The organism is Pontibaca salina, from assembly GCF_016307205.1.
Classification (GTDB): Bacteria; Pseudomonadota; Alphaproteobacteria; order Rhodobacterales; family Rhodobacteraceae; genus Pontibaca; species Pontibaca salina.
In genome coordinates this window covers 258,346-284,485 of sequence record NZ_JAEIJD010000002.1, presented here as the reverse complement: position 1 = coordinate 284,485, position 26,140 = coordinate 258,346, and the positions used below count along the sequence as shown (strand labels likewise).

Annotated in this window: 19 protein-coding genes and 2 pseudogenes; 9 read left to right on the top strand and 12 right to left on the bottom strand. The window is 61.0% G+C overall.

Annotated features, from left to right (window positions below):
• Nucleotides 1-57: 57 nt before the first annotated feature.
• The 3 genes from JAO82_RS04070 (at nt 58) to recJ (ending at nt 4,281) form a co-directional block, all read left to right on the top strand.
• Nucleotides 58-1,344, top strand: a complete 1,287-nt coding sequence (locus JAO82_RS04070; protein ID WP_198685069.1) for a homoserine dehydrogenase — start codon at nt 58-60, stop codon at nt 1,342-1,344.
• Nucleotides 1,345-1,441: 97 nt separating this feature from the next.
• Nucleotides 1,442-2,407 (top strand): class II fructose-bisphosphatase, encoded by a 966-nt coding sequence (gene glpX / locus JAO82_RS04065; protein ID WP_198685068.1) that lies wholly within the window; start codon nt 1,442-1,444, stop codon nt 2,405-2,407.
• Between the two features lie 119 nt (nt 2,408-2,526).
• Nucleotides 2,527-4,281 (top strand): single-stranded-DNA-specific exonuclease RecJ, encoded by a 1,755-nt coding sequence (gene recJ, locus JAO82_RS04060; RefSeq protein WP_198685067.1) that lies wholly within the window; start codon nt 2,527-2,529, stop codon nt 4,279-4,281.
• A 68-nt stretch (nt 4,282-4,349) separates the two neighbouring features.
• Here recJ and mfd read toward each other — a convergent pair whose 3' ends face one another.
• Both mfd and JAO82_RS04050 read right to left on the bottom strand, forming a co-directional pair.
• Nucleotides 4,350-7,811, bottom strand: coding sequence for a transcription-repair coupling factor (mfd, locus tag JAO82_RS04055; RefSeq protein ID WP_198685066.1), 3,462 nt, complete (start codon nt 7,809-7,811; stop codon nt 4,350-4,352).
• Between the two features lie 33 nt (nt 7,812-7,844).
• Nucleotides 7,845-8,372 carry a component of SufBCD complex gene (locus JAO82_RS04050; protein WP_198685227.1) on the bottom strand — a complete coding sequence of 176 codons (528 nt, stop codon included), beginning with the start codon at nt 8,370-8,372 and terminating at the stop codon, nt 7,845-7,847.
• Between the two features lie 115 nt (nt 8,373-8,487).
• Here JAO82_RS04050 and hemB point away from each other — a divergent pair, with 115 nt between their 5' ends.
• Both hemB and JAO82_RS04040 read left to right on the top strand, forming a co-directional pair.
• Nucleotides 8,488-9,486, top strand: a complete 999-nt coding sequence (gene hemB, locus JAO82_RS04045; protein ID WP_198685065.1) for a porphobilinogen synthase — start codon at nt 8,488-8,490, stop codon at nt 9,484-9,486.
• Nucleotides 9,487-9,653: 167 nt separating this feature from the next.
• Nucleotides 9,654-10,232: a lipid-binding SYLF domain-containing protein gene (locus tag JAO82_RS04040; protein WP_198685064.1), complete on the top strand. Its 579-nt coding sequence runs from the start codon at nt 9,654-9,656 to the stop codon at nt 10,230-10,232.
• Between the two features lie 157 nt (nt 10,233-10,389).
• On the opposite strand, the gene JAO82_RS04035 is transcribed toward JAO82_RS04040, so the two are convergent.
• A complete protein-coding gene (locus JAO82_RS04035; protein WP_198685063.1) occupies nt 10,390-11,262 on the bottom strand; it encodes an NAD(P)-dependent oxidoreductase in 873 nt (290 codons plus the stop codon).
• A gap of 105 nt (nt 11,263-11,367) precedes the next feature.
• On the opposite strand from JAO82_RS04035, the gene JAO82_RS04030 reads away from it, so the two are divergent.
• Entirely contained in the window at nt 11,368-13,833 is a 2,466-nt protein-coding gene (locus tag JAO82_RS04030) for a penicillin acylase family protein (RefSeq protein WP_198685062.1), read from the top strand.
• A gap of 4 nt (nt 13,834-13,837) precedes the next feature.
• Here the strand turns inward: JAO82_RS04030 and hflX are convergent, their stop codons facing one another.
• The 4 genes from hflX to trkA form a co-directional block, all read right to left on the bottom strand.
• Nucleotides 13,838-15,109, bottom strand: coding sequence for a GTPase HflX (gene hflX, locus JAO82_RS04025; RefSeq protein ID WP_198685226.1), 1,272 nt, complete (start codon nt 15,107-15,109; stop codon nt 13,838-13,840).
• Nucleotides 15,109-15,348 (bottom strand): RNA chaperone Hfq, encoded by a 240-nt coding sequence (hfq, locus tag JAO82_RS04020; protein ID WP_198685061.1) that lies wholly within the window; start codon nt 15,346-15,348, stop codon nt 15,109-15,111. Before hfq ends, hflX begins: the two co-directional genes overlap by 1 nt.
• A gap of 115 nt (nt 15,349-15,463) precedes the next feature.
• The gene (locus JAO82_RS04015; RefSeq protein WP_198685060.1) at nt 15,464-16,993 is read right to left on the bottom strand and encodes a TrkH family potassium uptake protein; all 1,530 of its coding nucleotides are present in this window, start codon (nt 16,991-16,993) and stop codon (nt 15,464-15,466) included.
• A gap of 1 nt (nt 16,994) precedes the next feature.
• A complete protein-coding gene (gene trkA / locus JAO82_RS04010; RefSeq protein ID WP_198685059.1) occupies nt 16,995-18,371 on the bottom strand; it encodes a Trk system potassium transporter TrkA in 1,377 nt (458 codons plus the stop codon).
• A gap of 109 nt (nt 18,372-18,480) precedes the next feature.
• Here trkA and JAO82_RS04005 point away from each other — a divergent pair, with 109 nt between their 5' ends.
• Entirely contained in the window at nt 18,481-18,963 is a 483-nt protein-coding gene (locus tag JAO82_RS04005; protein WP_198685058.1) for a hypothetical protein, read from the top strand.
• An 11-nt stretch (nt 18,964-18,974) separates the two neighbouring features.
• Here JAO82_RS04005 and ntrX read toward each other — a convergent pair whose 3' ends face one another.
• The 5 genes and pseudogenes from ntrX to dusB all read right to left on the bottom strand — a co-directional run bounded on the left by ntrX (nt 18,975) and on the right by dusB (nt 24,374).
• Nucleotides 18,975-20,396 carry a nitrogen assimilation response regulator NtrX gene (gene ntrX, locus JAO82_RS04000; protein WP_198685057.1) on the bottom strand — a complete coding sequence of 474 codons (1,422 nt, stop codon included), beginning with the start codon at nt 20,394-20,396 and terminating at the stop codon, nt 18,975-18,977.
• Nucleotides 20,393-22,702, bottom strand: a complete 2,310-nt coding sequence (locus tag JAO82_RS03995; RefSeq protein ID WP_198685056.1) for a sensor histidine kinase NtrY-like — start codon at nt 22,700-22,702, stop codon at nt 20,393-20,395. Before JAO82_RS03995 ends, ntrX begins: the two co-directional genes overlap by 4 nt.
• Before the next feature lie 83 nt (nt 22,703-22,785).
• Nucleotides 22,786-23,037, bottom strand: a pseudogene (locus JAO82_RS14240) (helix-turn-helix domain-containing protein); the annotation flags it as partial.
• 57 nt (nt 23,038-23,094) lie between these two features.
• Nucleotides 23,095-23,394, bottom strand: a pseudogene (locus tag JAO82_RS14235) (PAS domain-containing protein); the annotation flags it as partial.
• Entirely contained in the window at nt 23,391-24,374 is a 984-nt protein-coding gene (gene dusB / locus JAO82_RS03985; protein ID WP_269812789.1) for a tRNA dihydrouridine synthase DusB, read from the bottom strand. The gene dusB and the pseudogene JAO82_RS14235, both read right to left, overlap by 4 nt.
• A gap of 131 nt (nt 24,375-24,505) precedes the next feature.
• On the opposite strand from dusB, the gene JAO82_RS03980 reads away from it, so the two are divergent.
• A complete protein-coding gene (locus tag JAO82_RS03980; protein WP_198685054.1) occupies nt 24,506-25,645 on the top strand; it encodes a bifunctional 2-C-methyl-D-erythritol 4-phosphate cytidylyltransferase/2-C-methyl-D-erythritol 2,4-cyclodiphosphate synthase in 1,140 nt (379 codons plus the stop codon).
• Nucleotides 25,645-26,139, top strand: coding sequence for a phosphatidylglycerophosphatase A family protein (locus JAO82_RS03975; protein WP_198685224.1), 495 nt, complete (start codon nt 25,645-25,647; stop codon nt 26,137-26,139). The genes JAO82_RS03980 and JAO82_RS03975 overlap by 1 nt, the downstream gene beginning before the upstream one ends.
• Nucleotide 26,140 lies beyond the last annotated feature (1 nt).

Genomic DNA, 26,140 nt, shown 5'->3' with positions numbered 1-26,140 from the left:
ACCGCAACGACGAACCCGCTAAAGCGCTGCAAAACATTCGGGACAAGGGACTTTGCCATGACGAAACCATTGCGCATCGGAATAGCGGGACTTGGCACGGTCGGGGTCGGCGTCGTGCAGATCGTGCGCAAACAGGCGGCGCTGCTGCGTGCGCGCACCGGGCGTGACATCCAGATCACGGCGGTTTCGGCCCGCGATGCCGGCAAGGACCGGGGCGTAAACATCGCGACCTATGACTGGGAAGACGACCCGGTCACGCTGGCACGGCGCGACGATGTCGATGTGTTCGTGGAGTTGATGGGCGGCCCGGACGGTCCGGCCAAGGCGGCGACCGAAGCGGCATTGGACGCCGGCAAGGATGTCGTGACCGCGAACAAGGCCATGCTGGCAATGCACGGCCAGGCATTGGCCGAACGCGCCGAGGCACAGGGTCGCGTGATCCGTTACGAGGCGGCGGTCGCGGGCGGCATCCCGGTGATCAAAGCGCTGACCGAAGGTTTGGCCGCGAACGAGATCACCCGCGTCATGGGTGTGATGAACGGCACCTGCAACTACATCCTGACCCGCATGGAAAATGCCGGCCTGCCCTATGAGACCGTGTTTCAGGAGGCGCGTGATCTGGGCTTTCTCGAAGCCGATCCAACGCTGGATGTCGGCGGCATCGACGCCGCGCACAAACTGGCGCTGCTATCGTCGATCGCCTTTGGCACCCGCCCCGACTTTGACGGAATCGAGATCGAGGGCATTGAACGGATTGCCATCGAAGACATCCGCGCTGCCGCAGACATGGGTTATCGGATCAAGCTGCTGGGGGTTGCTCGCCGCACCGGCCGCGGTCTGGAACAGCGCACCCAGCCCTGCCTTGTTCCTGCGAGTTCGCCACTGGGTCAGCTTGAGGGCGGCACCAATATGGTGGTGATCGAGGGCGACGCGGTCGAACAGATCGTGCTGCGCGGCCCCGGTGCGGGCATGGGTCCCACTGCTAGTGCGGTGATGGCTGATGTCTGCGATCTGGCGCGCGGCGTGCGGATCACGACCTTCGGTCAGCCTGCGAATACTCTTGCGGATGCGCCGGCCGCGGTTGCTGGTGTGCCTGCGCCTTATTACCTGCGCATGGGGTTGATTGATAAACCGGGTACGCTGGCCAAGATTGCCGCCATCCTCGGCGAACATGGTATTTCCATCGACCGGATGCGGCAATATGGTCATTCGACCGAAGCGGCGCCGGTCTTGATCGTCACCCACAAGACCACAAGCTCGGCTTTAAGCGCGGCGCTGGCGGCAATGGCGCAGACCGACGTCATGCATTCTGCTCCGGTCGCGCTGCGCATCGAAAGTGTATGAGCCATTAACGCAGCGACGCTGTCTTGTGTCAGCCATTCCTGCCCGCTAAACCGGTGATCACTCCGGTATTCACAAGTTAGACGACAAGGATCGCCCAATGAGCGCACCGACCGAATTTCATGACCGCATGCTGTCGCTAGGCCTTGCCCGCGTGGCCGAACAGGCCGCGCTGGCATCGGCGTCGCTGATCGGGCGCGGCGACGAGAAAGCGGCCGATCAGGCCGCAGTCAATGCCATGCGCGAACAGTTGAACCTGCTCGACATCGCCGGTGTGGTGGTGATTGGTGAAGGCGAACGCGACGAGGCGCCGATGCTGTTCATCGGCGAAGAGGTCGGCACCGGCAACGGTCCCGGCGTCGATATCGCGCTGGACCCGCTCGAAGGCACGACGCTGACCGCCAAGGACATGCCCAACGCCCTGACCGTGATCGCGATGGGCCCGCGCGGTTCGATGCTGCACGCGCCCGATGTCTATATGGACAAACTGGCGATTGGCCCCGGCTATGCAGAAGGTCTGGTAACGCTCGACATGGCACCAGCCGAGCGCGTTACGACATTGGCAACCGCGCGCGGCTGCGCCCCGTCGGACATCACCGTCTGCATTCTGGAGCGTCCCCGCCACGAAGCAATGATCGCCGAGGTCCGCGCGACCGGCGCGGCGATCCGGCTGATTTCGGATGGCGACGTGGCGGGTGTAATGCATTGCGCCGAAAGCGCGATGACCGGAATCGATATGTATATGGGTCAAGGCGGTGCCCCCGAAGGGGTGCTGGCCGCGGCGGCGCTGAAATGTATGGGCGGCCAGATTCAGGGCCGGCTCTTGTTTCGCAATGAGGATGAAAAGGCTCGGGCCGCAAAGGCCGGGGTCACGGATCTCGACCGGATTTATACCCGCGACGAGATGGTGACGCAGGATGTGATCTTTGCCGCCACAGGTGTAACCGGCGGCACTCTGCTGCCCGGCATCAAACGCGAGCCGCGCTGGATGACCAGTGAGACCTTGCTGATGCGCTCCAAGACCGGATCGGTCCGGCGCATGCAGTATCGCACACCGGTGGCTTAAGCCCAGATCGTGCTTGACTAGGACCATTGATTTTGCGCTGCCGCGCAAAGCCTCCGGCGGGGATTTTTGAAGCAAGAAGAAGCCTTGAGCGCATGCTGCGGCTTAAGCGGAGGTGATAGTTGGCGTTTCTTGGGGTTTCGGAGTCTTTAAGCGGCCGACGGTGGATTGGTCCTTCGATCGAGGTCGAGCGGGCTGCCGACGCGCTTGTGCAAGGGTCCGGTCTGCCGCGCGCGCTGTGCCAGGTGCTTGCCCGGCGCGGTGTTCTGCCAACAGAAGTGAATGGGTTTTTGGCCCCTACCCTGCGCGATTTATTGCCTGATCCGCGCTTGCTGAAAGACATGGAAAAGGCAGCTGCGCGGTTCCGGGTCGCGGTCGAGCGGCGCGAAAAAATTGCGATCTTCGCAGATTACGACGTCGACGGGGCTGCTTCTGCGGCGCTCTTGATCGTGTGGTTACGCGAGATGGGCCGCGAAGCAACGCTTTATGTGCCCGACCGCATTGACGAGGGCTATGGCCCCAATGTGCCAGCGATGCGCGATCTGGCTGCGCACCACGATCTGATTATCTGTGTTGATTGCGGTACGCTGTCCCATGCGGCAATTGCCGCCGCCGAGAGCGCGGACGTGATTGTGCTGGATCACCATATGGGCGGCGAAACGTTGCCGCCGGCCTTGGCGATTGTGAACCCCAATCGTCAGGACGAAAGTGGCGAACTGGGCTATTTCTGCGCCGCTGGGGTGGTCTTTCTAATGCTGGTCGAGTTGCACCGCCAGATGCGCGAGGCTGGAAATCCCCCGGAACCCGACCTGATGGGTCTGCTGGATCTGGTGGCACTGGCCACGGTGGCGGATGTCGCGCCGCTGATTGGAGCCAATCGCGCGCTGGTGCGCCAGGGGCTGGTCGTCATGGGGCGTCGTGAGCGCAGCGGTCTGGTCGCCCTGTCAGATGTGGCCCGCATGGACTCAGCGCCCAGCACCTATCATCTTGGCTTTCTGCTGGGGCCACGGGTCAATGCCGGTGGCCGGATCGGACAGGCCGATCTGGGTGCACGCCTTCTGACCACGCAATCGCCAAGCGAAGCCGCAGCTTTGGCTGAACGGCTGGATACGCTCAACAGCGATCGGCGCGAAATTGAAAACGCAGTACGGGCCGCAGCGCAGGAACAGGCTGAATCCCGCGGGCTTGACGGGCCACTGGTCTGGGCGGCTGGCGAAGCTTGGCATCCTGGCGTCGTCGGGATCGTGGCTGCGCGACTGAAAGAGGCGGCAAACCGCCCGGCGATTGTGATCGGATTTGACGACGGGATCGGCAAGGGATCGGGGCGCTCGGTCGCGGGTATCGACCTTGGCGCGGCAATCCAGCGGCTGAGCGGCGAAGGGCTGTTGGTGAAAGGCGGCGGTCACAAGATGGCGGCGGGTCTGACAGTCACACGTGAGAACCTGGAACCGGCAATGGCCCGACTGGGCGAGTTGCTGGCGCGGCAGGGTGCCGGCGCAGCGGGGCCAAGAGATCTGCGCTTGGATGGCGCATTGATGCCGGGGGCGGCACAGGTGGGCCTGATCCAACAGATCGAACAGGCCGGACCCTTTGGCGCCGCGGCCTCGGCGCCGCGGTTTGCGCTTCCGGATATGACAATCCGCCATGCCCGACGCGTCGGAGAAAATCACCTTAAACTATCCCTCAGCGATGGCATGGGTGCTTCGATCGATGCAATCGCCTTTGGCGCGTTTGACGGCCCGATCGGCCCGGCCCTCAGCAACCATGGTGGCGCGCGGTTTCATTTCGCAGGCCGGCTGGAAATCAACTCGTGGCAGGGACGACAAAGGGTACAATTGCGTCTTGATGACGCCGCCAGCGCGGGTGGACCCCCATGATATCTGCCAACCAGATCGAAGCCGGGCGCGACCCGGCCTCTTTCTGGTTATAAATACCCAAATCCCACTCAGTTGCTCTTATTGCGCGCCTTGTTTTTTGCCACGACTTTCGCCGCCAGATCGCGGGCAATGGCGAAGGCGCCTTTGATCTTGTCGGCATCGCTGCGCCAGTCACGCCGCACGACGATCTTGTTATCGCGCACCTTTGCCAGCCCGTCCTGGGCCTGAATGAACTCCACCAGCCCCTCTGGCGCGGCAAATTTATCGTTGTGGAACTGGATTGTCGCACCCCTGGGGCCACCATCCAATTTGGCGATGCCAGCGCGTTTGCACATCGCCTTGATCCGCACCACCAGAAGCAGCGTGTTCACCTCGCGCGGTAGCTTGCCAAAACGGTCGATCAGTTCGGCAGCAAACCCTTCGAGTTCCACCTTCTTGGTGAGGTTGGAGAGGCGGCGATAAAGGCCCAGACGCACGTCCAAATCGGGCACGTAATCTTCGGGAATCAGCACCGGCACACCAAGGTTGATCTGCGGCGCCCATTGTTCGTCGGCTTCGGTCAGGCCCTCGATCTCGCCCGCTTTGATCTTGCTGATCGCCTCTTCCAGCATCGACTGGTAGAGTTCATAGCCGACATCGTGCATCTGGCCCGACTGTTCCTCGCCCAGCAGGTTGCCGGCCCCGCGAATGTCGAGATCCTGGCTGGCCAAGGTAAAGCCCGCGCCCAAGGTGTCGAGGCTGCCCAGCACGCGCAGCCGCTTTTCCGCGGCCGGGGTCAGTGGCGCGCGCGGTTTCGTGGTGAGATAGGCGTAGGCACGGGTCTTGGAGCGCCCGACGCGGCCTCGAATCTGGTATAATTGCGACAGGCCGAACATGTCGGCGCGGTGCACGATCATGGTGTTGGCGCTGGGGATGTCGAGCCCGGATTCGACGATAGTAGTCGCCAGAAGCACATCGTATTTGCCGTCATAGAAGGCGTTCATCCGGTCGTCGAGCGCTCCGGCGGCCAATTGACCATGGGCCACCACAACCGAGACCTCGGGCACCTGTTCGCGTAAAAACTCTTCGATCTCCGGCAGGTCGCTGACGCGGGGAACGACATAAAATGATTGTCCGCCGCGGTAATGTTCGCGCAACAGCGCCTCGCGCACGGTCACGGCGTCGAATTCGCTCACATAGGTGCGAATTGACAGGCGGTCCACCGGCGGTGTGCCGATGATCGACAGATCGCGAACGCCCGACAGCGACAGTTGCAAGGTGCGTGGGATCGGTGTCGCGGTGAGGGTCAGCACGTGGACATCGCTGCGCAGCGCTTTCAGCCGCTCTTTGTGTTTCACGCCGAAATGCTGCTCTTCATCGATGACCAGCAGGCCCAGATTCTTGAACCGCGTGCCCTTGGCCAGCAGCGCATGGGTCCCAATGACAATATCGACCTCGCCGCTTGCCAGCCCGTCGCGGGTTTTCTGCGCCTCTTTCGTACTCACAAAACGCGACAATTGCCGCACATGTAGCGGAAAGCCGCGAAACCGCTCGGCGAACCCAGCGTAATGCTGACGCGCCAGCAGCGTCGTGGGGGCAATCACCGCCACCTGCATGCCCGACATGGCGGCAACGAACGCGGCGCGCATCGCCACTTCGGTCTTGCCAAAGCCCACATCGCCACAGATCAGCCGGTCCATCGGCTGACCGCTGGAAAGATCCTCGATCACATCCGAAATTGCGCTCAGCTGGTCGTCGGTTTCCTGATAGGGGAAGCGGGCCGAAAATGCCTCCCATGCGTGGTGTTCGGGTTCCAGCACCGGCGCGCGGCGCAGGGCGCGTTCGGCCGCGACCCTGATCAGCCGGTCGGCCATCTCGCGGATGCGTTCCTTCAGCTTTGCTTTTTTCGCTTGCCAGGCACCGCCGCCAAGTTTGTCCAGCAGCCCCTCTTCATGGCCAAAGCGCGAAAGCAGTTCGATATTCTCCACCGGCAGATAAAGTCGCGCGCCTTCGGCATATTCCAGAATCAGACATTCATGCGCCGCCCCTGCGGCAGTGATGACCTCCAATCCAAGATAACGGCCGATGCCGTGATCCACATGCACCACCAGATCGCCGGCCGAGAGACTTTGCGCCTCAGTCAGGAAATTCTCGGCGCGGCGACGTTTGCGGGGCGCGCGAATCAACCGATCGCCCAGCACGTCCTGTTCCGAGATCACCGTCATGTCGGGGGTTTCGAACCCGGCTTCCAGCGGCCAGACTGCCAGATGCAACCCGCGCTTGCCGATGCGGGTGGCGTCAGCCACCGTGATCGTCTCGCCCAGCCCTTCGTCCTCGATCAGCCCGGTCAGGCGTTCGCGCGCGCCCTCGGAATATGACGCAACCAGCACCGGCCCTTTGTCCAGCTTCGCCCGGATATGATCGGCCAGCGCGGCGAACAGATTCACGTTTTCCTGTTGGCGCTCGGGGGCGAAACTGCGCCCGATACGTCCGCCCGCGTCGATCACGCCCGGCCCGCTGGCCTGCGGCAACGGGTGGAATTGCAGCACGCGACGTTCCGCCACCGCCGCCTGCCATGCGGCATCGTCAAGATACAGCATTTCCGGCGGCGCGGGTTTGTAGACGCTTTCACCCGTGCGGCGATTTTGCATGGCGAGGCGGCGGGTCTCGTATTGATCAGCGATACTGTCCCAGCGCGCGAGCCGCGCGGCGGTGCTTTGATTGTCGAGCGTGACCGTGGCTCCGGGCAGGTAGTCGAACAGGGTTTCCAGCCGGTCGTGGAAAAATGCCAGCCAATGCTCCGTTCCGGCCTGTTTACGCCCGGCGCTGACCGCCTCATAAAGCGGGTCGTCACTGCCGGCGGCGCCGAACTCAATCCGGTAATTCTGGCGGAACCGTGTGATCGCCGCCTCGTCCAAAAGCACTTCGGAGACCGGCGCCAGTTCCACCGTCTCCAGCGTGTCGGTGGTGCGCTGGGTCGCGGGGTCGAACCGGCGGGCACCGTCCAGAACGTCGCCAAAGAAATCCAGCCGCACCGGCCCGCTTTCACCCGGCGGATAGATGTCGATGATACCGCCACGGATCGCGTAATCTCCGGGTTCCATCACGGTGGGACTTTGTGCAAAGCCCATCCGTGCAAGAAAATCGCGCAATGCGGCCTCGTTTACCCGTTCGCCAACGCGCGCGGAAAAGGCCGACTGGCGCAACACGTCGCGCGGGGGTACCCGCTGGGTCGCGGCGTTCAATGTTGTCAATAACACAAAGCGCGACGGCATCTTATGCACCAGCGCCGCCAGGGTCGCCATCCGTGCCGCCGAGATTTCGGCGTTCGGCGACACGCGGTCATAAGGCAAGCAATCCCAGCCGGGAAAGGAAAGAACCGGCATATCGGGGGCAAAAAAGGCCAGCGCTGCGCGCATCGCTGCCAAGCGCTTGTCGTCGCGCGCCACATGAACGACCGGTGCCGCGCTGCGCTCGATCTCATTCAGGATCAGGCGGGCGTCGAACCCTTCAGGTGCGCCCCCAACGGTAATATGATGTTGTGCGGTCATGGTGAATGGCCCGTCGATCTGGGCGTGGCAGGGTCAGTAACCCAGCACGCCAATGGAAAGGTTCTGATACATGCCCCAGAGGGCGGTGACAAAGATCGCGACCGCGCCGATCATCTGGATATACACGCGCTGGCGCAGGAGATAGCGACGCAGTTCCTCGCCTTGCGGGGCTTCGGAAGCGATCCGCCGCGCCGCGGTCAGGCTTAGCAGGGCGACGAAAAACAGCGGAAATCCCAGCAGGAACAGCGCCTGCGCGAACTCGATGCGATAGACAAAGCCCAGCATCGCCAGCGCGCTGAGCAGGAAACACGCCCCCCCGAGCAACCACACCCCGGCCACCCCAACGACGTGACACAGCCGGTTAACGTTGATCCGGGTCATGTCCTCAAAATCGGTTTCGGCCTGTCCACCGCGACGCTGTGCGCGTAGGATCATGTCATAGGGGACGCCCAGCACCCAATGACTGGCCGCGGCCCATAGCACTGCCAGCACGATCCAGAACCACAGGTTCGAAAACGACCGCATGTTGATTAGTTCGAAAATCGAGGAGTAGAAGCCCAAGCCCATTGCCTTTTTCTGTGTCGCTCCGCCCGAAGGAAACGCGCGGCAATCGATCCTCTTGTGGGCGCCGAGTTTCCATGCCACCCCATACACGATTTGACAAGGAGCCTCGTCGATGAAACCCACGGTCGCCCCGTTCCCCTCTTCCCGTCTGCGCCGCACCCGGCAGTCTTCTGCGATCCGCGCGCTGGTGCGCTCGAACAGTTTATCGGTCGATGATCTGATCTGGCCGGTCTTTGTGCGCGACGGCAAGGATACCGAGGAGCCGGTGCCCTCGATGCCCGGCGTAATGCGGCGCAGCGTCGACCTGATTGCCAAGGCCGCACGCGAGGCGGCCGATCTGGGCATCCCGGCGATCTGCCTGTTTCCCTATACCGATACCAGTCTCAAGACCGAAGACTGCGCCGAGGCCTGGAACCCCGACAACCTGTGCAACCGTGCTATCCGCGCTATCAAAGATGCGGCGCCCGAGATCGCGGTAATGACCGATGTGGCGCTGGACCCCTATAATATCAACGGCCATGACGGTTATGTGGTCGATGGCGAGATCGTCAACGACGCCACGGTGGAAGCTCTGGTGAAAATGGCGCTGACGCAGGCCGAGTCAGGTGCCGATATCATCGGCCCCAGCGATATGATGGACGGACGTATCGGAGCCATCCGTAAGGCACTGGAGCAGGACGGCCATCACAATGTCATGATCCTGTCCTATGCCGCGAAATATGCCAGCTCCTTCTACGGCCCGTTCCGCGATGCGGTGGGCGCATCCGGCGCGCTGAGCGGCGACAAGAACACCTATCAGATGGACCCCGGCAACAGCGACGAGGCCATGCGCCTGATCGAACGCGATCTGGCCGAAGGTGCGGATATGGTGATGGTCAAACCCGGCATGCCATATCTGGATATTTGCCGCCGCGCGAAAGAGACGTTCGGCGTACCGACCTTTGCCTATCAGGTGTCAGGGGAATACGCGATGTTGCAAGCGGCGGCGCAGAATGGCTGGCTGGATGGCGAAAAGGTAATGCTGGAAAGCCTGCTGGGGTTCAAACGCGCAGGCTGCGACGGCATTCTGACCTATTTCGCACCCGAAGCGGCCCGGCTGCTTGCCGCGTGATCTGCGTAGGCGTTGGGTCGGCAGGTTTCCGCTGCTGCGGACAAGATAAAGCGACAATATCTCAATCAAGGCCTTCAGGCGTGACAGCGGGCCGCGAGTTCCGTATATCTTGAGGCAAGGTCGCACAAACCGACCAGATCAGGCAATTTTAAAAACAGGCACATAAAATGAGCAGCACGCCCCCCCTTCGTCTGACCCGCCGCGGATTCACGCTGGCGGCACTGGCCAGTGTCGGCGTCACCACCGCCGCATGCAACAACGCCATTGGCAGCCCCGGTGCGGCCACGATTGATGCCCGCGTCGATGCCACCCTGAACGAGATGTACAATCTTTATCCCAACACGGTTTCGCTGGCCGAAAAATCTTCCGGGATGCTGGTGATGCCCTTGGTGACCGAAGCCGGGTTGTGGCTGGGCGGTGCCTATGGTCGCGGCGCGCTGCGGGTGAACGGGATTACGGTAGACTACTATTCAACCACCAAGGCGACTGCGGGGTTGCAGATCGGCGCCTCGCAATATGCCCATGTGCTGTTCTTCATGACACAGGACGCGCTTTACGATTTCCGCCGGTCTCCGGGATGGGCTGTCGGGGCGGATATGGAATATGTCGTTGCCGACACCAGCGAATCCATCGGCACCGACAGCAACCAGTTGCGCAAACCCGTTCTGGCAGCGGTATTTGGCCGCGCTGGTCTGCGGCTTGGGGCCACGCTGGAAGGTATCAAATACACGCGGATCATTCCGTAATCTCTGACAGGTGAACCCCGACCTTCACCTGTCAAAGTCTATAGCGGCAGCTCAGCCCGCGTCTTGCCCCGTGCTTCAAGGTTTGCGACTGTGCTGACCTTGCCTCTGGCATTTCTGGCGCAATGCGGCAAAGCGCACCGCCAGTCCAGCGCAGATGTTATCCCAATGCGCGCAGCCGTCGGATCAGACTGGACGTATCCCAGCGCCCACCGCCCATGGTCTGCACATCCTTATAAAACTGATCGACCAAGGCAGTCACCGGCAGCGCCGCGCCCACTTCGTCAGCGGCGTCGAGACAGATACCCAGATCCTTGCGCATCCAGTCCACTGCAAAACCGTGCTCGAATTCGTCATCCAGCATGGTTTCATACCGGTTCTCCATCTGCCAACTGGCAGCGGCCCCCTGACTGATCACTTCGACCACGGCGCGCCCGTCTAGCCCCGCTTGCTGGGCAAAATTCAGCGCTTCGCTTAGCCCTTGCACCAGCCCGGCAATGGCGATCTGGTTACACATCTTGGTCATCTGCCCGGCGCCGCTGTCACCGATCCGGCGGCAAATACGGGCATAGGCGGCGATGATCGGCTCGGCCAGCGCATAAGCCTGCGCATCGCCGCCGCACATCACTGATAGAACACCGTTTTCCGCGCCTGCCTGCCCGCCGGAAATTGGCGCATCGATAAAGGCGACGCCATTATCTTCGGCCTTTTCATTAAGCTCTCGCGTGACGGCAGCCGATACCGTGGTGTGATCGACAAACACCGCGCCGCTGTCCATTCCGGCAAAGGCACCATCGCTGCCTAGACAAATGCTGCGCAAATCATCGTCATTGCCGACGCAGGCCATAACGAACTGCGCGCCCTGCACCGCCTCGCGCGGCGTCGATGCGCTGCCACCGCCATGTTCGGCGACCCAATTTTCGGCCTTTTGCGGGGTGCGATTATAGACGGTCACCTCATGCCCTGCTTTTTGCAGATGGCCCGCCATCGGATACCCCATCACGCCCAGACCCAGAAACGCCAGCTTTGCCATCGACTTTCCCCCCTTTACGACTTGGTTTAGGTTGTATTTCTACCTATCAGGCAAACCGCGCTTGGCAAATCCGCAAGGCTCGATTCCGACGGAGAATGACCGATAATGAGGCTGATGTTCCGCTGGCTGGTGCGAATTGCCGCGAGTCTGGTCGCGCTGGCCGTGCTGGCGATTCTGCTGATCTATTATCTGGCCAGCCAATCGCTGCCCGATTATGACCGCACGGTGCCGGTCGCCGATCTCGTCGCGCCCGTCGAGATCGTGCGCGACAATGCCAATGTGCCCCATATTCTGGGCGAGTCTGATACAGATGTGTTTTTTGGGCTTGGCTATACCCATGCGCAGGACCGCTTGTGGCAAATGACCATTTTGCGTCGAACCGTACAAGGGCGCCTGTCCGAGGTATTTGGCAACCGCACAGTCGCGATCGACCGCTTGATGCGGCGCCTTGATTTATACCGGCTGGCGCAGCAATCGGTAAGCGCGCAGGACGATCAGACGCGCGCCGCGCTTGCTGCCTATTCCGCCGGGGTGAATGCCCGACTGGGTGAGATCAACGAACGCGCACTGGGTCGCGGCGCACCCGAGATGTTCCTGTTCAACGCCCCAATCGCGCCCTGGCAGCCAGCGGATTCTCTGGCGCTGGTCAAGCTGATGGGGCTGCAACTGTCGGGTCAAATGGCCAATGAGGTTCTGCGCGCGCGCACCGCTCTCATGCTGGACGACCCGGCACGGCTGGCCGACATCATGCCCGACGCGCCTGGCACCGCCATCGCCGCCCTACCCGAATATGCCAGCCTATTTCCCGATCTGCCCCGGTTTGCGCAAGGCATACCGATGCCCGACGATCCGCTCTCGCCGTTTCCCCGCCCCGGCCTCGCGGGTGCGTCCAACGGCTGGGCCGCCGCGCCCTCACGCTCGGCTTCGGGTGGGACGCTGCTGGCCAATGATCCGCATCTGGGCTTTACGGCCCCGTCGATCTGGTATCTGGCGCGATTGGAACTGGCCAAGGGCGGCGTGATTGGCGCAACAATCCCCGGCATCCCGGTGGTGTTAACCGGGCGCAGCGCGCGATTGGGCTGGGGGCTGACTTCGGCCTATCTCGACGATCAAGACCTATTCATCGAAAAACTGAACCCCGACAACGCCGAGGAATACCTGACGCCAGAAGGCTATAAGCGCTTCAAATCGCGTCCCTCGATCGTCGAGATCAAAGGCGAAAAACCGATCACACTGACCCTGCGCTGGACCGAGAATGGCCCGGTCCTGCCCGGCAGTCTCTACAATCTGGCCAGCGTGACACCCAAGGGTCACGTCGCGGCATTGGGCTGGACAGTACTAAACCCACAAGACACTACGCTTTCGGCGGCGATTTCAATAATGGGCGCGGGCAGCGTGCAAGAAGCGATTGCCGCCGCTGAGGGCTATATCGGCCCGGCGCAGAACCTGCAGCTTGTCGATCAGGAAAACATCGCGATGAAGATGATCGGCTGGGTGCCCAGACGCGACCCCGATCACCAGAGTCAGGGTCGTCTGCCCAGTCAGGGCTGGCGCGCGGAAAATCGTTGGCAAGGGCGGATGCCTTATGCTTCGAATCCCGAATTCGTAGCCCCGCGCGGCGGCATCCTTGGCAATACAAATAACAAGGTGGTGGATCGCCCCTTTCCCGATCACATCTCGTTCCTTTGGGGCGACACGCAACGAATCAATCGTTGGAATCGGCTGATGCAGGCGCGGCAGGTTCATACCCGCGACAGTTTCATCGAAGCGCAGTTGGACCCGGTCAGCTTCACCGCGCGTACACTTCTGCCGCTGATCGGTGCTGATCTTTGGTTCACCGGCGAAGCCGCGCCCGAGGGCACCCCCGAGCGCCGCCGCCAGACCGCTTTGCGCCTGTTGGCCGACTGGAACGGCGAGATGAACGAACATTTGCCCGAACCGCTGATCTATGCGGCTTGGTTGCGGGCGCTGCAAGACCGGCTGATCCGCGATGATCTGGGTCCGCTGGCCGATGCATTCACCCATGTCGAGCCACTGTTCATCGAACGGGTGTTTCGCGACATTGATGGTGCGTCAGCGTGGTGCAATGTGCGCCAAAGCGCGCGCACCGAGACCTGCACCGACATGGCGCGACTGGCGCTTGACGATGCACTGGTCTGGATCGGCGAACGGTACGGCACCGCGCTGGAGAGCTTGCGCTGGGGCGATGCCCATCAGGCAATGCAGGATCACCAGATTCTAGGCGACGTGCCGCTGCTGAAATATTTCGTTAACATTCGCCAGTCCACCAGCGGCGGCGATAACACGTTACAGCGCGGACGCACCATCGGCACCGGACCGGAGCCGTTTCGCAACGTGCACGGGCCGGGCTATCGCGGAGTCTATGATTTTGCCGACCCCGATTCCTCGGTCTTTGTGATCTCAACCGGACAATCGGGGCATTTCCTGTCGCGCCATTACGAAGATCTGGCGCAACTATGGCGACGCGGCGAATATATCCCGATGTCACTGGATATGGGTCTGGCGCGCGCCGGCGCGGTCGGGGTCACGCAACTGGTGCCTGCCGAATGAGAGCTCAGAGGTCTTGAAACTGCTGTTCTTGGCGTTTGGTCCAGAGCACTGTCAGCGACCAGCCTGTATCGGACTCAGCTTCGCTTTGCACCAGATCCTGTTCAAATAGCCAGGCCCGGCGTCTGCCATCTGAAAACTGCAGATCCAACTGTGTTTCGTGCCGGGCATCGCGCAAAGCGTCGGCCATACGCTCAAGCAATTTCTTGACCCCTTCGCCGGTCAAAGCCGACAGCGCAAAGACATCGTCCATGCGCTCGGCGCGGGCCTGTGCCGCTGCCTGAGTTTCAAGGTCCAGCCGGTCCAGCTTGTTCCACACTTCCAACTGGGGCGTTTCCGTGGTCACGCCCATTGAATTCAGAATCTCATTAACATCTTCGGCTTGCGCGTCGGTTTCAGGATGCGAGATATCGCGCACATGCACGATCAGATCAGCGGCAAGAACCTCTTCCAACGTGGCGCGAAATGCGGCGACCAGTTCGGTCGGCAGAGCGCTGACAAATCCGACCGTATCGGACAGGATGATTTCCGGCCCGTCCGGCAAAGCCACCCGGCGCATGGTCGGATCCAGCGTGGCGAACAACATGTCCTTGACCACCACCTCAGCCCCGGTCAGATGGTTGAACAGGGTCGATTTACCCGCGTTGGTATATCCGACCAATGCAACAATCGGATAAGGCACCTTGGCCCGCGCCTTGCGGTGCAATTCGCGGGTCTTTACCACCTTGTCCAGTTCGCGGCGCAGGCGCACCAATTGGTCATCAATGGCGCGGCGATCCGATTCCAACTGGGTCTCGCCCGGGCCACCGACAAAGCCATGTCCGCCACGCTGGCGGTCAAGGTTTGTCCACGCCCGCACCAGACGGGTACGCTGGAAGGACAGCACAGCCATTTCCACCTGCAACACCCCTTCGCGGGTGGCGGCGCGGTCGGAGAAGATTTCCAGAATTAACCCGGTGCGATCCAACACCTTGACCTTCCAGGCGTTTTCCAGATTTCTCTGCTGTACCGGTGAAACCGGACCGTCAATCACCACTAGGTCGATTTTTTCGGCGGCGAACAGCGCACGCAGTTCTTCAACCTTGCCGGACCCGAACATTTGCCCCGCATAGGCACGCGGCAGCGGTACGGTTTCCGATCCGATGACCGCAAGATCGGGCAAGGCGGCAGCCAGTGCGACCGCCTCTTCCAAGGCGGTCACCGGGTCGCGACGGTCGACTTCAGATCTTATGTCAGGATGCAGAACCCACGTGCGAGTGGCAATCCGGTCATGTTCCATCAAGAAGCGTCTTCACCATCATAAAGACTGATCGGCTGTGACGGCATGATTGTGGAAATCGCATGTTTGTAAACCAGTTGCGATTGGCCGTCGCGCCGCAACAAAACACAGAAATTGTCGAACCATGTGATGACACCCTGCAATTTGACGCCATTGATCAGAAAGATCGTCACGGGCACCTTGGTCTTGCGCACGTGATTCAGAAATACGTCCTGCAGATTCTGTCGATCCGAAGCCATTGTTATCTCGCCTTTGTTCTTGCGTACACTGTTATCCAGTGTGTTCCTTACTGTTGAGTATGTCTTGCCGCACCGGGGGTTTCCACCCCAAAAAACAGCCGCTTAATCTACGGCGTCAATTGCGCCACAGGGAGGGCGTAAAGAGTGCGATAATCGCCAGGGTTTCAAGGCGCCCCAGCACCATTGCAGCACAGAGGATGCCCTTGGCCAGCGGCCCCAGATCGATCAGATAGATTGGGGTTTCGCTGACAACATCAATCAACGGCCCGGTCGTGGAAAGGGTCGCGATGGCCAGCACAACGGCCTGTTCAAAATCCACTCCCGTTGCGGCCAGAACGACGATGAGAACGGCAAGCGTCAGCGCAAACAGCATGAAGGACATCCACGCGATGAACGCACCGCCCTTGCGAATGCGCTGCCGTCCCTTCAGCTGCGCCCCGATCGACGAAGGGTGGACCAGCAATTGCAACTCGCGCAGGCCGTTCAGATAAAGCGCATAGACCCGCAACAGCTTGACGCCGCCGGCGGTGGTCGCAACGCCGCCGCCCATGACGGCAAGCCCCATGAGGATCATGCCCGGTGTCTCAAGCCCAGACCAAAGCCGCGCCTGCTCCCAATCCGCGCTGACGAAGCCGGTCGTGGTCAAAAAGGACATGACCGTAAACATCGCCCCCCAGAACGCCTGCAAGGCGGCGCCGACCTGGTTCACCGCGTCCACGTCGTAGGCCCCCAGAAAGTGGCGCAGGAACAGCAGCGAGGGCACCCCCAGAATCAGCAGCAGTCCAATGCGGAATTCGGGGTCCTGCGTAAGCCTCGCCGCACCCAGTAGCGCGGTATCACTGGAAAACGTCAGCCGCGACAAAGCAAAGAACATGAACATGAACATCACGAATTCGCCCGCTAGACCGGATGACATATTCGTCAGCCCTCCGACCGGCGAAATCCCCGAAGTGGCCATGACCGACATGGCGTGAGACAGCGCCACCAGCGACGTATCGCCGCTCATCAACAGCAGCACCCAGGCCACAATGGTCAGCCCGGCATAGAGGGGAGCCAGCGTCTTGGTTATGCGCACCAGACGATATCGTGGGTCGGCGGCCTTTTGTTGCAACGGGATGTCCGTGCCACGGCCCAGCTGGCTTCTTGCGGTTATCTCAAATCCGCCTAGGCTGAGCGGTGCAAGGATTGCTGCCGCCGCGACCCACATGAACAACCCGCCCATCCAGCCGACTTGCGCGCGCCACAGATGCAATGTGGCGCCTAATCGGTCGGGATCGTTGAAAATATCCGCGCCAGTCGTGGTAATTGCGCTGACCATGTCAAAATAAGCATTCAGGAACGTGGTGGTCTGCAACGCATCATGCAGCGGTACGGCCAAATACCCCGGCAAAATCGCGAAGGTTCCCAATAGCGACAATAGTTGCGAGCGCGTCCAGTTGCCCGAGCGCGGCACCCCTGAGAGCGCGATCAGGATCACGGCGACCATCCCTAGTCCGCCAGCCATCGCGAAAGACCGGAAAACTGGATAATTCCCGCGCACCAGCGCATGAATGGCGGGCAACGCCATCGACAAAGCCGCGGTGCCCCAAATCAACAGGAACAATGGCAGACGGACCCAGAGCCGGGATTCAACGGCGGCGTGCATCTCAGAAATAATCGATCGAGACCTGCATCAGCCGCTCGACCTCGGGGACATCGTCCGCCATTGCGAAAATTGCCACCACATCGCCCTCTTCGATGCGCAATCCGCCAACCGGGCGCAATACATCACCGTCTTTCATGACCGCCCCGACCAGCGCGCCCTCTGGGAAGTCGATATCGCGCAGCCTTTGCCCGGCAATCGGAGATGTCGACATAACCTGCGCCTCAATGATCTCGGCCTCGGCGTCGCCAATGGAATAGACCGCCCTCACGCGCCCGTGTCGAATGTGGCGCAGGATCGACGAAACCGTGGTGGCGCGTGGGTTGATATAGGCATCGATCCCCAGAGGCCCCATCAATGGCACCAATGTCGGATCGTTGATCAGGGCAATGGATAATGGGCAACCCTCAGCCTTGGCACGCACAGCGGCTAGCATGTTGGTCTTATCGTCATCCGTCACCGCCAGCATGGCGTCGGCGCGGGCGATGCCGGCCTCGTGCAGCAAGGAACTGTCCAGCCCATCCCCATGCAACACGATCGTGCGCTCAAGCTCCTCAGCGGCGCGCTCGGCGTTTGTCCGGCTTCGTTCGATCATCTTAACCCGGACGCGATCCGTACGCGCCTCTAACCGCTTGGCGACCGTGCGACCAACATTCCCGCCGCCGACAATCACCATGCGATCCTGTTTGAATTGTTTCTTGCCAAAAATCTCCATTGTCCGCGCCACATCATCGTGGTGGGTGAAGACATAGCAATCGTCGCCGACGAATAGCTGATCTCCAGCTTCTGGGGCAAACAGGCTTCCGTCGCGGCGCACTGCCACCACGACCGCGCGCAATGTCGAAAACAGATCCGTCAAATGCCGCAGGGGCGTGTTGACCACTGGACAGTCCTGATCCAACGACAGGCCCAGCAGTTGCGCGTGGCCGTCCATGAATAGTTCGGTGTCAAAGGCGGCGGGGGCCGAAAAACGCTGCATCGCGGCTTCGGCCACCTCTTTTTCAGGGCTGATAATAACATCGATAGGCAGATGTTCGCGGCGGTAAAGATCCGCATAGGCCGGTTCCAGATAGGCCCCCGCGCGCAAACGGGCGATCTTGCTTTTGATATCGAACAGGGAATGGGCGACCTGACAGGTCACCATATTCACCTCGTCCGAATGGGTGGCCGCGATGATCATGTCGGCATCTCGCGCCCCGGCGCGTTCCAAAACGTCCGGATGGCTGGCAAAACCCGCAATCCCCTGCACATCCAAAGTATCGGTAGCGCGGCGCACCAGATCGGCATTGCTGTCCACCACGGTCACGTCGTTCTCTTCGCCTGACAGATGCCGTGCAATCTGCCAGCCGACCTGCCCCGCGCCACAAATGATGACCTTCATGTCAATGGCCCCGTTTCATGGCTTGTCCGCCGAGGTCTTTGCATGACAGAAGGCCCCCGCCCGGTCAATTCCATTTGTCTGCAGCACGGAATCGGTGCAGGATAAGCACATGAAAATGCGTCTGATCCTTGCGGTTTTTGCACTTGGTCTCTCGGCTTGCGCACCACTGTCGATTTACCATCGTCCGGGCGTCTCGGTGCCACAGATGCAGATGGACCGCACCGAGTGCGAGGTCAGCGCACTGCGCGATGCGCCGGTCGCGACCCGGATTCGCCAAAACCCGCCGATTTTCGAACCACCCCGCCAGTTTTGCAACGCCAGGGGAGATTGCGTGATCCGTCCGGGCTACTGGCGCCAAGGGGCAGTTTATACCGAGGACGTCAATCTTGGCCTGCGCAGTCGTCTGCAGAATATCTGCATGGGCAAGCGGGGATATCAGCAAGTGACGTTGCCGCGCTGTTCCGCAACCGTGGCTGCTGCAGCGCCGCGCACGCCCACACGCACCCTGCCCGCGCTTGCGCCGGAATCCTGCGCGATTCGCTATGACGATGGCAGTTGGCAGATCGTGACGCCGGTGCCGCCCCAGCAGTAACCGGGCCTGCCTTATTTCACGGCAATGCTGGCATCGGCGTCGTCACCCACATGCGCCACCCGCGCCCCCGCCTTGGTCGAGGTCACAACGCCGAGGGACTTCAGCTTGCGATGCAGGGCACTGCGCTCCATCCCGACGAATGACGCCGTCCGGCTGATATTGCCCCCGAACCGGTTGATCTGAGTAAGCAGATATTCCCGTTCAAAGCTCTCGCGGGCTTCGCGCAGGGGCAAGGTGGCCAGCGCACCCGATAACACGACGCGCCCGTCTGCGCCCGGCTGCTCGGTCTCGCCCGGCAATTCGCGGGCTTCGATCGGGCCGGATCCGTCCCCCAGAATCAACACCCGCTCGATAAGGTTTTTCAACTGGCGCACATTTCCGGGCCAGATCATGGTCTGCATTAATGCTACTGCCTCGGCGCTCAGATCACGGCTCGGCAGACCCTGAGCTTCGTGAAAGCGCGCGATGAAATGTTCAGCCAGCACCGGAATGTCTTCGCGACGGTCCTCCAGAGACGGCACCTTGATCGGCACAACATTCAGCCGGTGGAACAGCTCTTCACGGAAATGTCCGGCACTGATCTCAGCTTCGAGATCGCGACTGGTGCTGGAAATCACCCGCAAATCGACACGGACCTTGTCGCTGCCGCCGACGCGCTGAAACTGCTGATCGACCAGCACGCGCAGGATTTTCGATTGCGTCCCCCGTGGCATATCTGCCACCTCGTCGAAATAGACCACGCCGCCATGGGCTTCTTCCAGCAGCCCCGCTTCGACCCCCCGTTCAGAAGTTTCGCGCCCAAACAGCACCTCTTCCATGCGATCCGCGGAGATGCTGGCGCAATTGACGATGACGAACGGACCATCGGCGCGGTTGGAATTCGCATGGATATAGCGCGCGGCGATCTCCTTGCCTGCCCCGGCTGGCCCGGTCAGCATGACCCGGCCATTCGATTTCGTCACCTTGTCGAGCTGCCCGACCAATGTCCGGAATGCCGCGCTTTGACCAACCATTTCGGCGCTGGTCACCTCGCGCCGCTTGAGCGACGAGTTCTCGCGGCGCAAACGCGATGCCTCCATCGCGCGGCGGATCACAACCAATAACTGGTCGATATTGAAAGGTTTTTCGATAAAATCATAAGCGCCCTGCTTGATCGCCGCCACTGCGATTTCGATATTTCCGTGACCCGAAATGATGACCACCGGCACGTCGGGGTTGTCACGCTTGACGCGTTTCAGGATGTCGATACCGTCCATGTCGCTGTCTTTCAGCCAGATATCGAGGATCAACAATGCCGGCGGCTCAGCATTCAGCGCCGCCATGCACTCGTCCGAGTTACCGGCCAGCCGTGTGGCATAGCCTTCGTCTTCGAGAATATCCGACACCAGCTCACGGATGTCGCGCTCATCGTCCACGATCAGAATGTCACTCATGCTATAATTCCTGTCTCTTCCGTTTGTTGTCCGTTCCTTTCCTCAGGAACTTCATGGGATGTGACGCTTGCTTCCAGCGCAGGGAGCCGGATCACCGCCATCGCTCCGGCATGTGTCGCGCCGTTAAAGGGCAACGCGTTCTCAAGCGTCAGCGTCCCGCCGTGCTCTTCAATGATCTTGCGCACGATCGGCAGACCCAGCCCAGTGCCCGCGCTTCTGGTCGTGACATAGGGTTCGAACAGCCGGGCGCGGTCTTCGGGAAGGCCGATGCCATTGTCGGCGATACAGATCAGATATGTACCGTTCTCCACAGCTAGCGAAACATGCACCTGCGGCTGATAACCATCAGGCGGGCGTTTTTCCTTCATAGTTTCAACAGCCTCCCCTGCGTTTTTGATCAGGTTCGTGAGCGCTTGCGTGATCATTGTCGCATCGATCTCGGCCAATAATGGTTTCTCGGGTAAATCGGCGCTTAGCTTTACATCCGGCAGCCCGGCCTGTTGCAAAACCACCGCATCATGCGTGAGCGCGACCAAATCTTCTTGGCAGCGGTCGGGTTCCGGCATCCGGGCGAATTTCGAGAACTCATCGACGATGCGCCGCAAATCGTTGGTCTGGCGCACGATCACATCGGTCATCGATTCCAACTGTGCGGCCTCGTCGCCCACCAGCGGCTTGAATTTGCGCTTGATCCGTTCGGCGCTGAGCTGGATCGGAGTCAAAGGGTTCTTGATCTCATGCGCGATACGGCGCGCCACATCGCCCCAGGCTGCCATGCGCTGGGCGCTGACCAGATCGGTGACGTCATCGAACACCACCACATAGCCCTCAAGCGCGCCATCTTCGGCGCGCCGCGGCGCCATCTGCACGAGCAGGTTTTCCAACCGTCCCTGCCGGGTTACTTTGATCTCGTCCTGCACCCTGCTGCTGCCGCCGCGTTTCAACGTCTCGAACAAGGCCCCGAATTCCGGCACCGCAACGGACAACATCACAGAGTCCCCATCACCGGACCAGCCCAGCAACCGATGGGCCGACCGATTGACAAAACTGACCCGCCCATCAGGGTCCAATCCAACCACGCCCGAGGTCACCGACGACAAGACCGAATCAAATAATCGACGGCGCCGTTCGATCTGTTCGGTGTTATCCAAAAGCGTGTCGCGCTGGCGCTTGAGCTGGCGCGTCATCTGGTTGAAATACCGCCCCAGCATGGCGATTTCATCATCGCCGTCCTCTTCGATCACCTGCACGCTTAAATCTCCACCACCAACCTTTTGGGCCGCCCCGGTCAACCGTCCGACGGGGCGCGACAAGCGTTCGGCGAACCACAGGCCCAGCCAGATCGCGGCCAGAATCAGAATCAGCGCGAAACCCAGATAGATCAGGCCGAATTCAAACAGGATCCGCCCGCGTTCGCTTTCAAGCTGCTGATAAAGGTGGACGGTTTCCTTGGTTTCATCCAACAGATTGAGCAACTCGCCGTCGACATCGCGGCTGACATAAAGATATCTGTCCGCAAAAGCGTCCAGACGCACCAGCGCGCGAAATTCGTTGTTGTCCCAGTCCTGAATGATTTCCAGCCCCTCGTCGCGGGCCTTCTCGATCCGTTCCTCGCCAGGATGTTCGAAATCGAACAGGTACGAGCGTTCGCCACGGCCACGTATCTCGCCGGTACCGTCAATCACATAGGCTTCGCGCAGCCCGCGCTGAATTTGGGCTTGCCCCTGCACCAACACATGCCGCAATTCAGCGTCGTTCATGAAAACTGTTACGCGACGCGAGGAATCCAGATATCGCGCCAGCGCCACCGCATCTTCGGCCAGATCCTCGCGCTGTTCGGTCTCATAGGCCTGCGCAGCCGCCAAAGACGACCCGACCACCTGACGCACCCGATCCGAAAACCAACCCTCAAGCCCTATATTCACGGTTAGCGCTGCAAATACGGCCACCGTGACCGTGGGGATCAGCGCCAGCAACGCGAACACTCCGGTCAGGCGCAAATGCAGACGTGACCCCGCCGATTTGGCGCGCCGTGCCGCGATCAGCCGGGCAATCTGCCCCAGAACCAGCGTCGCCACTACCAGCACATAGACCAGATCGGCCAGCAGCACGATACGCAGCGACGGGGCCGACACGTGATTATCAAATGGCCCCAACACCAAGTAAGTGGCAAGGGCCAGACACGGCCCCAGCAGAACCAAGCCCAGAGTTCCCAGATTGCGCGCCCTACGGCTGCGGCGCCACCGGCTGAACGAGCCGACTGACAGGTTTTTTGTGCGGGTTACCACGTAGACTGCCCTCGTCATGATGTGCCGCTGCGGCGATCAGCACCTAAATGCCGTGGTCTTGTACAACCGGAAAACCGGTCTGCCACGTTGCTGTGGCCTTTTTACATCATTTTAGGGCGCCGTGTCACCTCAATATCATGGCTGGTGATCTTCTTGCGTAAAGTATTGCGATTGATGCCTAGAAGATCGGCGCATTTCGCCTGATTTCCGCCGGTTGCATCCAGCGCGACCTCGATCAGCGGGATTTCGACCTCGCGCAATATCCGGCCATAAAGACCCTGCGCCGGCAGCATGTCATCATGCAGGTCAAAATACCTTTGCAAATGCCGAGTGATCGCTTCCGAGAGTGATTCATCCTCGGTTGCCGGGGCAGCCTTGCCGTCAATAGGCGAAATCATCAGGATCATATGTTCTGGACCACCTTCAAGCGGTGCAATCTGAATCCGACAATGCAATGGCCCGCGATCCCCTACAATAACGCCTGCAGCTCTGACAGTTAGCGCAGTCAGATCAAGGCGCGCGCGCGCTGTCGCATCTGTTATCGTCGCGTCAAAATCTATCCGGTCCCACAGTTTATGTCCGGTCACCGCAGACGCCGGCGCGTTCAAGAACTCCTCGGCTGCAGGGTTGAGGTCACAAATCCGGTCCTGCGCATCAATCAGCAATACCGGCACCGGAAGCGAGGCCCAAATCGCCGCGCCGCGCGTCATGCCGCGATTCCTTCTGAAGATGACAGCGCATCCGCAAGCAGCGTCATGACAGTATCTGGACTACGGGCGGTCAAAACTTCCCGGCGCAGAGCGTCCGGTGTTGCGGCATCGGTCATGTACCAGCCCAGATGTTTTCGCGCGACCCGCGCGCCCTGCTCGGCTCCATAAAACTCCAGCATCGCCTGATAGTGACCTTGAACCATATCAACAAACGCCCCTCCCTGCGGCACAACCGGCAATGGCGCGCCGAACAGGGAATGCGCGATTTCGGCAAGCAGCCACGGGCGCCCCTGTGCACCGCGCCCCACCATTACCCCGTCGGCTTTGGATTGGGTCAAGGCCGCCCTTGCGCTGGTCGCGTCAATGATATCCCCGTTGGCAATGACCGGAATTCGCGCCACCTCTCGCACCGCGCGAATCGCTGCCCAATCGGCAGTTCCCTTGTAGAACTGGCAGCGCGTGCGCCCGTGGATTGTCACCATCCGAATCCCTGCTTCTTGCGCCTGTGCAACGATTTGCCCAGCGTTCTTCATGTTGTCATCCCATCCCAGACGGGTTTTCAGAGTCACCGGCAGGTCCACGGCAGCCACCACCGCTTCGATCAGGCGCAAAGCATGATCAGGCGTTTTCATCAGCGCCGACCCGGAATAGCCATTGGTCACCTTGCGCGCCGGGCAGCCCATGTTGATGTCGATGATCCGCGCACCCCGGTCCGCCAGTTGACGGGCTGCCTCGGCCATCCAATGCGCCTCGCGACCGGCGATCTGGACCGCGGTATTTTCGACATCTGCGCCCAGTTCGGCCTTTTCGCGGGTACCGGGGCGGGACTGGACCATTTCCTGACTGGCAACCATTTCGCTGACCACCAACCCCGCGCCAAATCTCATGACCAGATCGCGAAACGGACGGTCGGTGATACCGGCCATGGGCGCCAGCATCACCGGCGGGGTCAGCGAAAAAGCCGAAAACGCGCTGGCCAATAATCTAATCCTTATTCCATTGCCAAATGGATTAACCGATCTTTTGCGCTCTGCCAATCGTGACCATAGGTCCGGGCAATTGCCCTGATCGCAATCACAGCCTAGACAGGGCGCGTTAACAGGACGGATCCATGACCACAGCCGCCATCATCCTTGCCGCCGGACGCGGCCAACGCGCCGGTGCCGGTGTGCCGAAACAATGGCGCCTTCTTGCTGGTCGGCGTATGGCCGACTGGACACTGGAGCGATTCCGCACCTGCCGCCGCCTGAAGCACATGGTTCTGGTGCTTGCTCCCGAGGATGAGGCCGCATGGGCCGAGTTTGAAAGCCAGCCCGACGTGATTCTTGCCAGCGGCGGCGCGACACGGGCGCAATCGGTGCAAAACGGTCTGGCCGCGCTGGCCCGCACCGGCGTCACGCGGGTGCTGATACACGACGTCGCGCGCCCTTGTTTCAGCCCTGCACTGATCAACGCGGTGCTTGATGCGCTCGACGAGCACAAGGCCGCAGCGCCGGCGCTGCCCGTTACCGATGCATTGTGGCACGGATCGGCGGGACAGGTTACCGGCACGCAAGACCGTGCGGGTCTGTTCGCCGCGCAGACACCGCAAGGATTTCATCTCGACGCGATCGTCGCCGCCCATGCGACCTATGAGGGCGAAGCGCTGGATGATGTCGAAGTCGCCCGCGCCGCCGGAGTGGCGGTTGCCATCGTGCCCGGCGAGGCCGACAATATGAAAATTACCACCGCCGCCGATTTCGCGCGCGCTGAACGCATATTGGGAAATGACATGGATATACGGCTTGGAAACGGGTTCGACGTGCATCGCTTTGGCCCCGGTGATCATGTGACTCTGTGCGGTGTCAAGATCCCGCATGTGCGCACGCTGACCGGCCATTCCGACGCTGATGTCGGCATTCATGCGCTATGCGATGCGATCTATGGGGCGCTGGCGATGGGTGATATCGGGCGGCATTTCCCCCCATCCGAGGCCCGTTGGAAAGGTGCCGCCAGCGACCAATTCCTGATCCATGCGGTGCAGACCGCGCGCGATCTGGGCTATGATATCGGCAATGTCGATGTGACCTTGATCTGCGAAGAGCCAAAAATCGGTCCCCACGCGCAGGACATGCAAAATGCCCTAGCCACGATCATGGGCGTTGAACCCTGGCGTGTCTCGGTCAAGGCAACCACATCCGAAAGGCTGGGCTTTACCGGCCGGGGCGAAGGTATTGCCGCCATGACCAGTGCCACATTGGTCCGGCCATGATGGCGCTGGCTCGCCAGATCGCGACGCTGGGCGGTATCGGCCATCTGCGCCCGGCTCCGGGCACTTGGGGGTCGCTTGCCACCTTGCCGCTGGCCTGGCTGTTTCATGCGTTTGGCGGCTTTCCCTTGCTGGTGGTTGCCACGGTGGCGGTAATCCTTCAGGGCTGGTGGGCGGTAGGCGTGGCGACCCGCGACAATGCCAACAAAGACCCCTCCGAAATCGTCATCGACGAAGTGGCCGGCCAGATGATCGCGCTGTTCCCGCTCAGCTATGTCGCGTGGTCGCAGGGCATCGAGATCACCGCACTCTGGCCCGGCTGGATCGCTTCATTCCTGCTGTTTCGGCTTTTCGATATCGTCAAACCCGGCCCGGTCGGTTGGGCCGACCGCCAAGGCGGGCCGCTGGGCGTGATGCTGGACGATATCATCGCCGGCATCTTTGCGGGCATCGGCGTGATGATCCTCGCCGGTCTGTGGCACGGGATGATGGGATGAT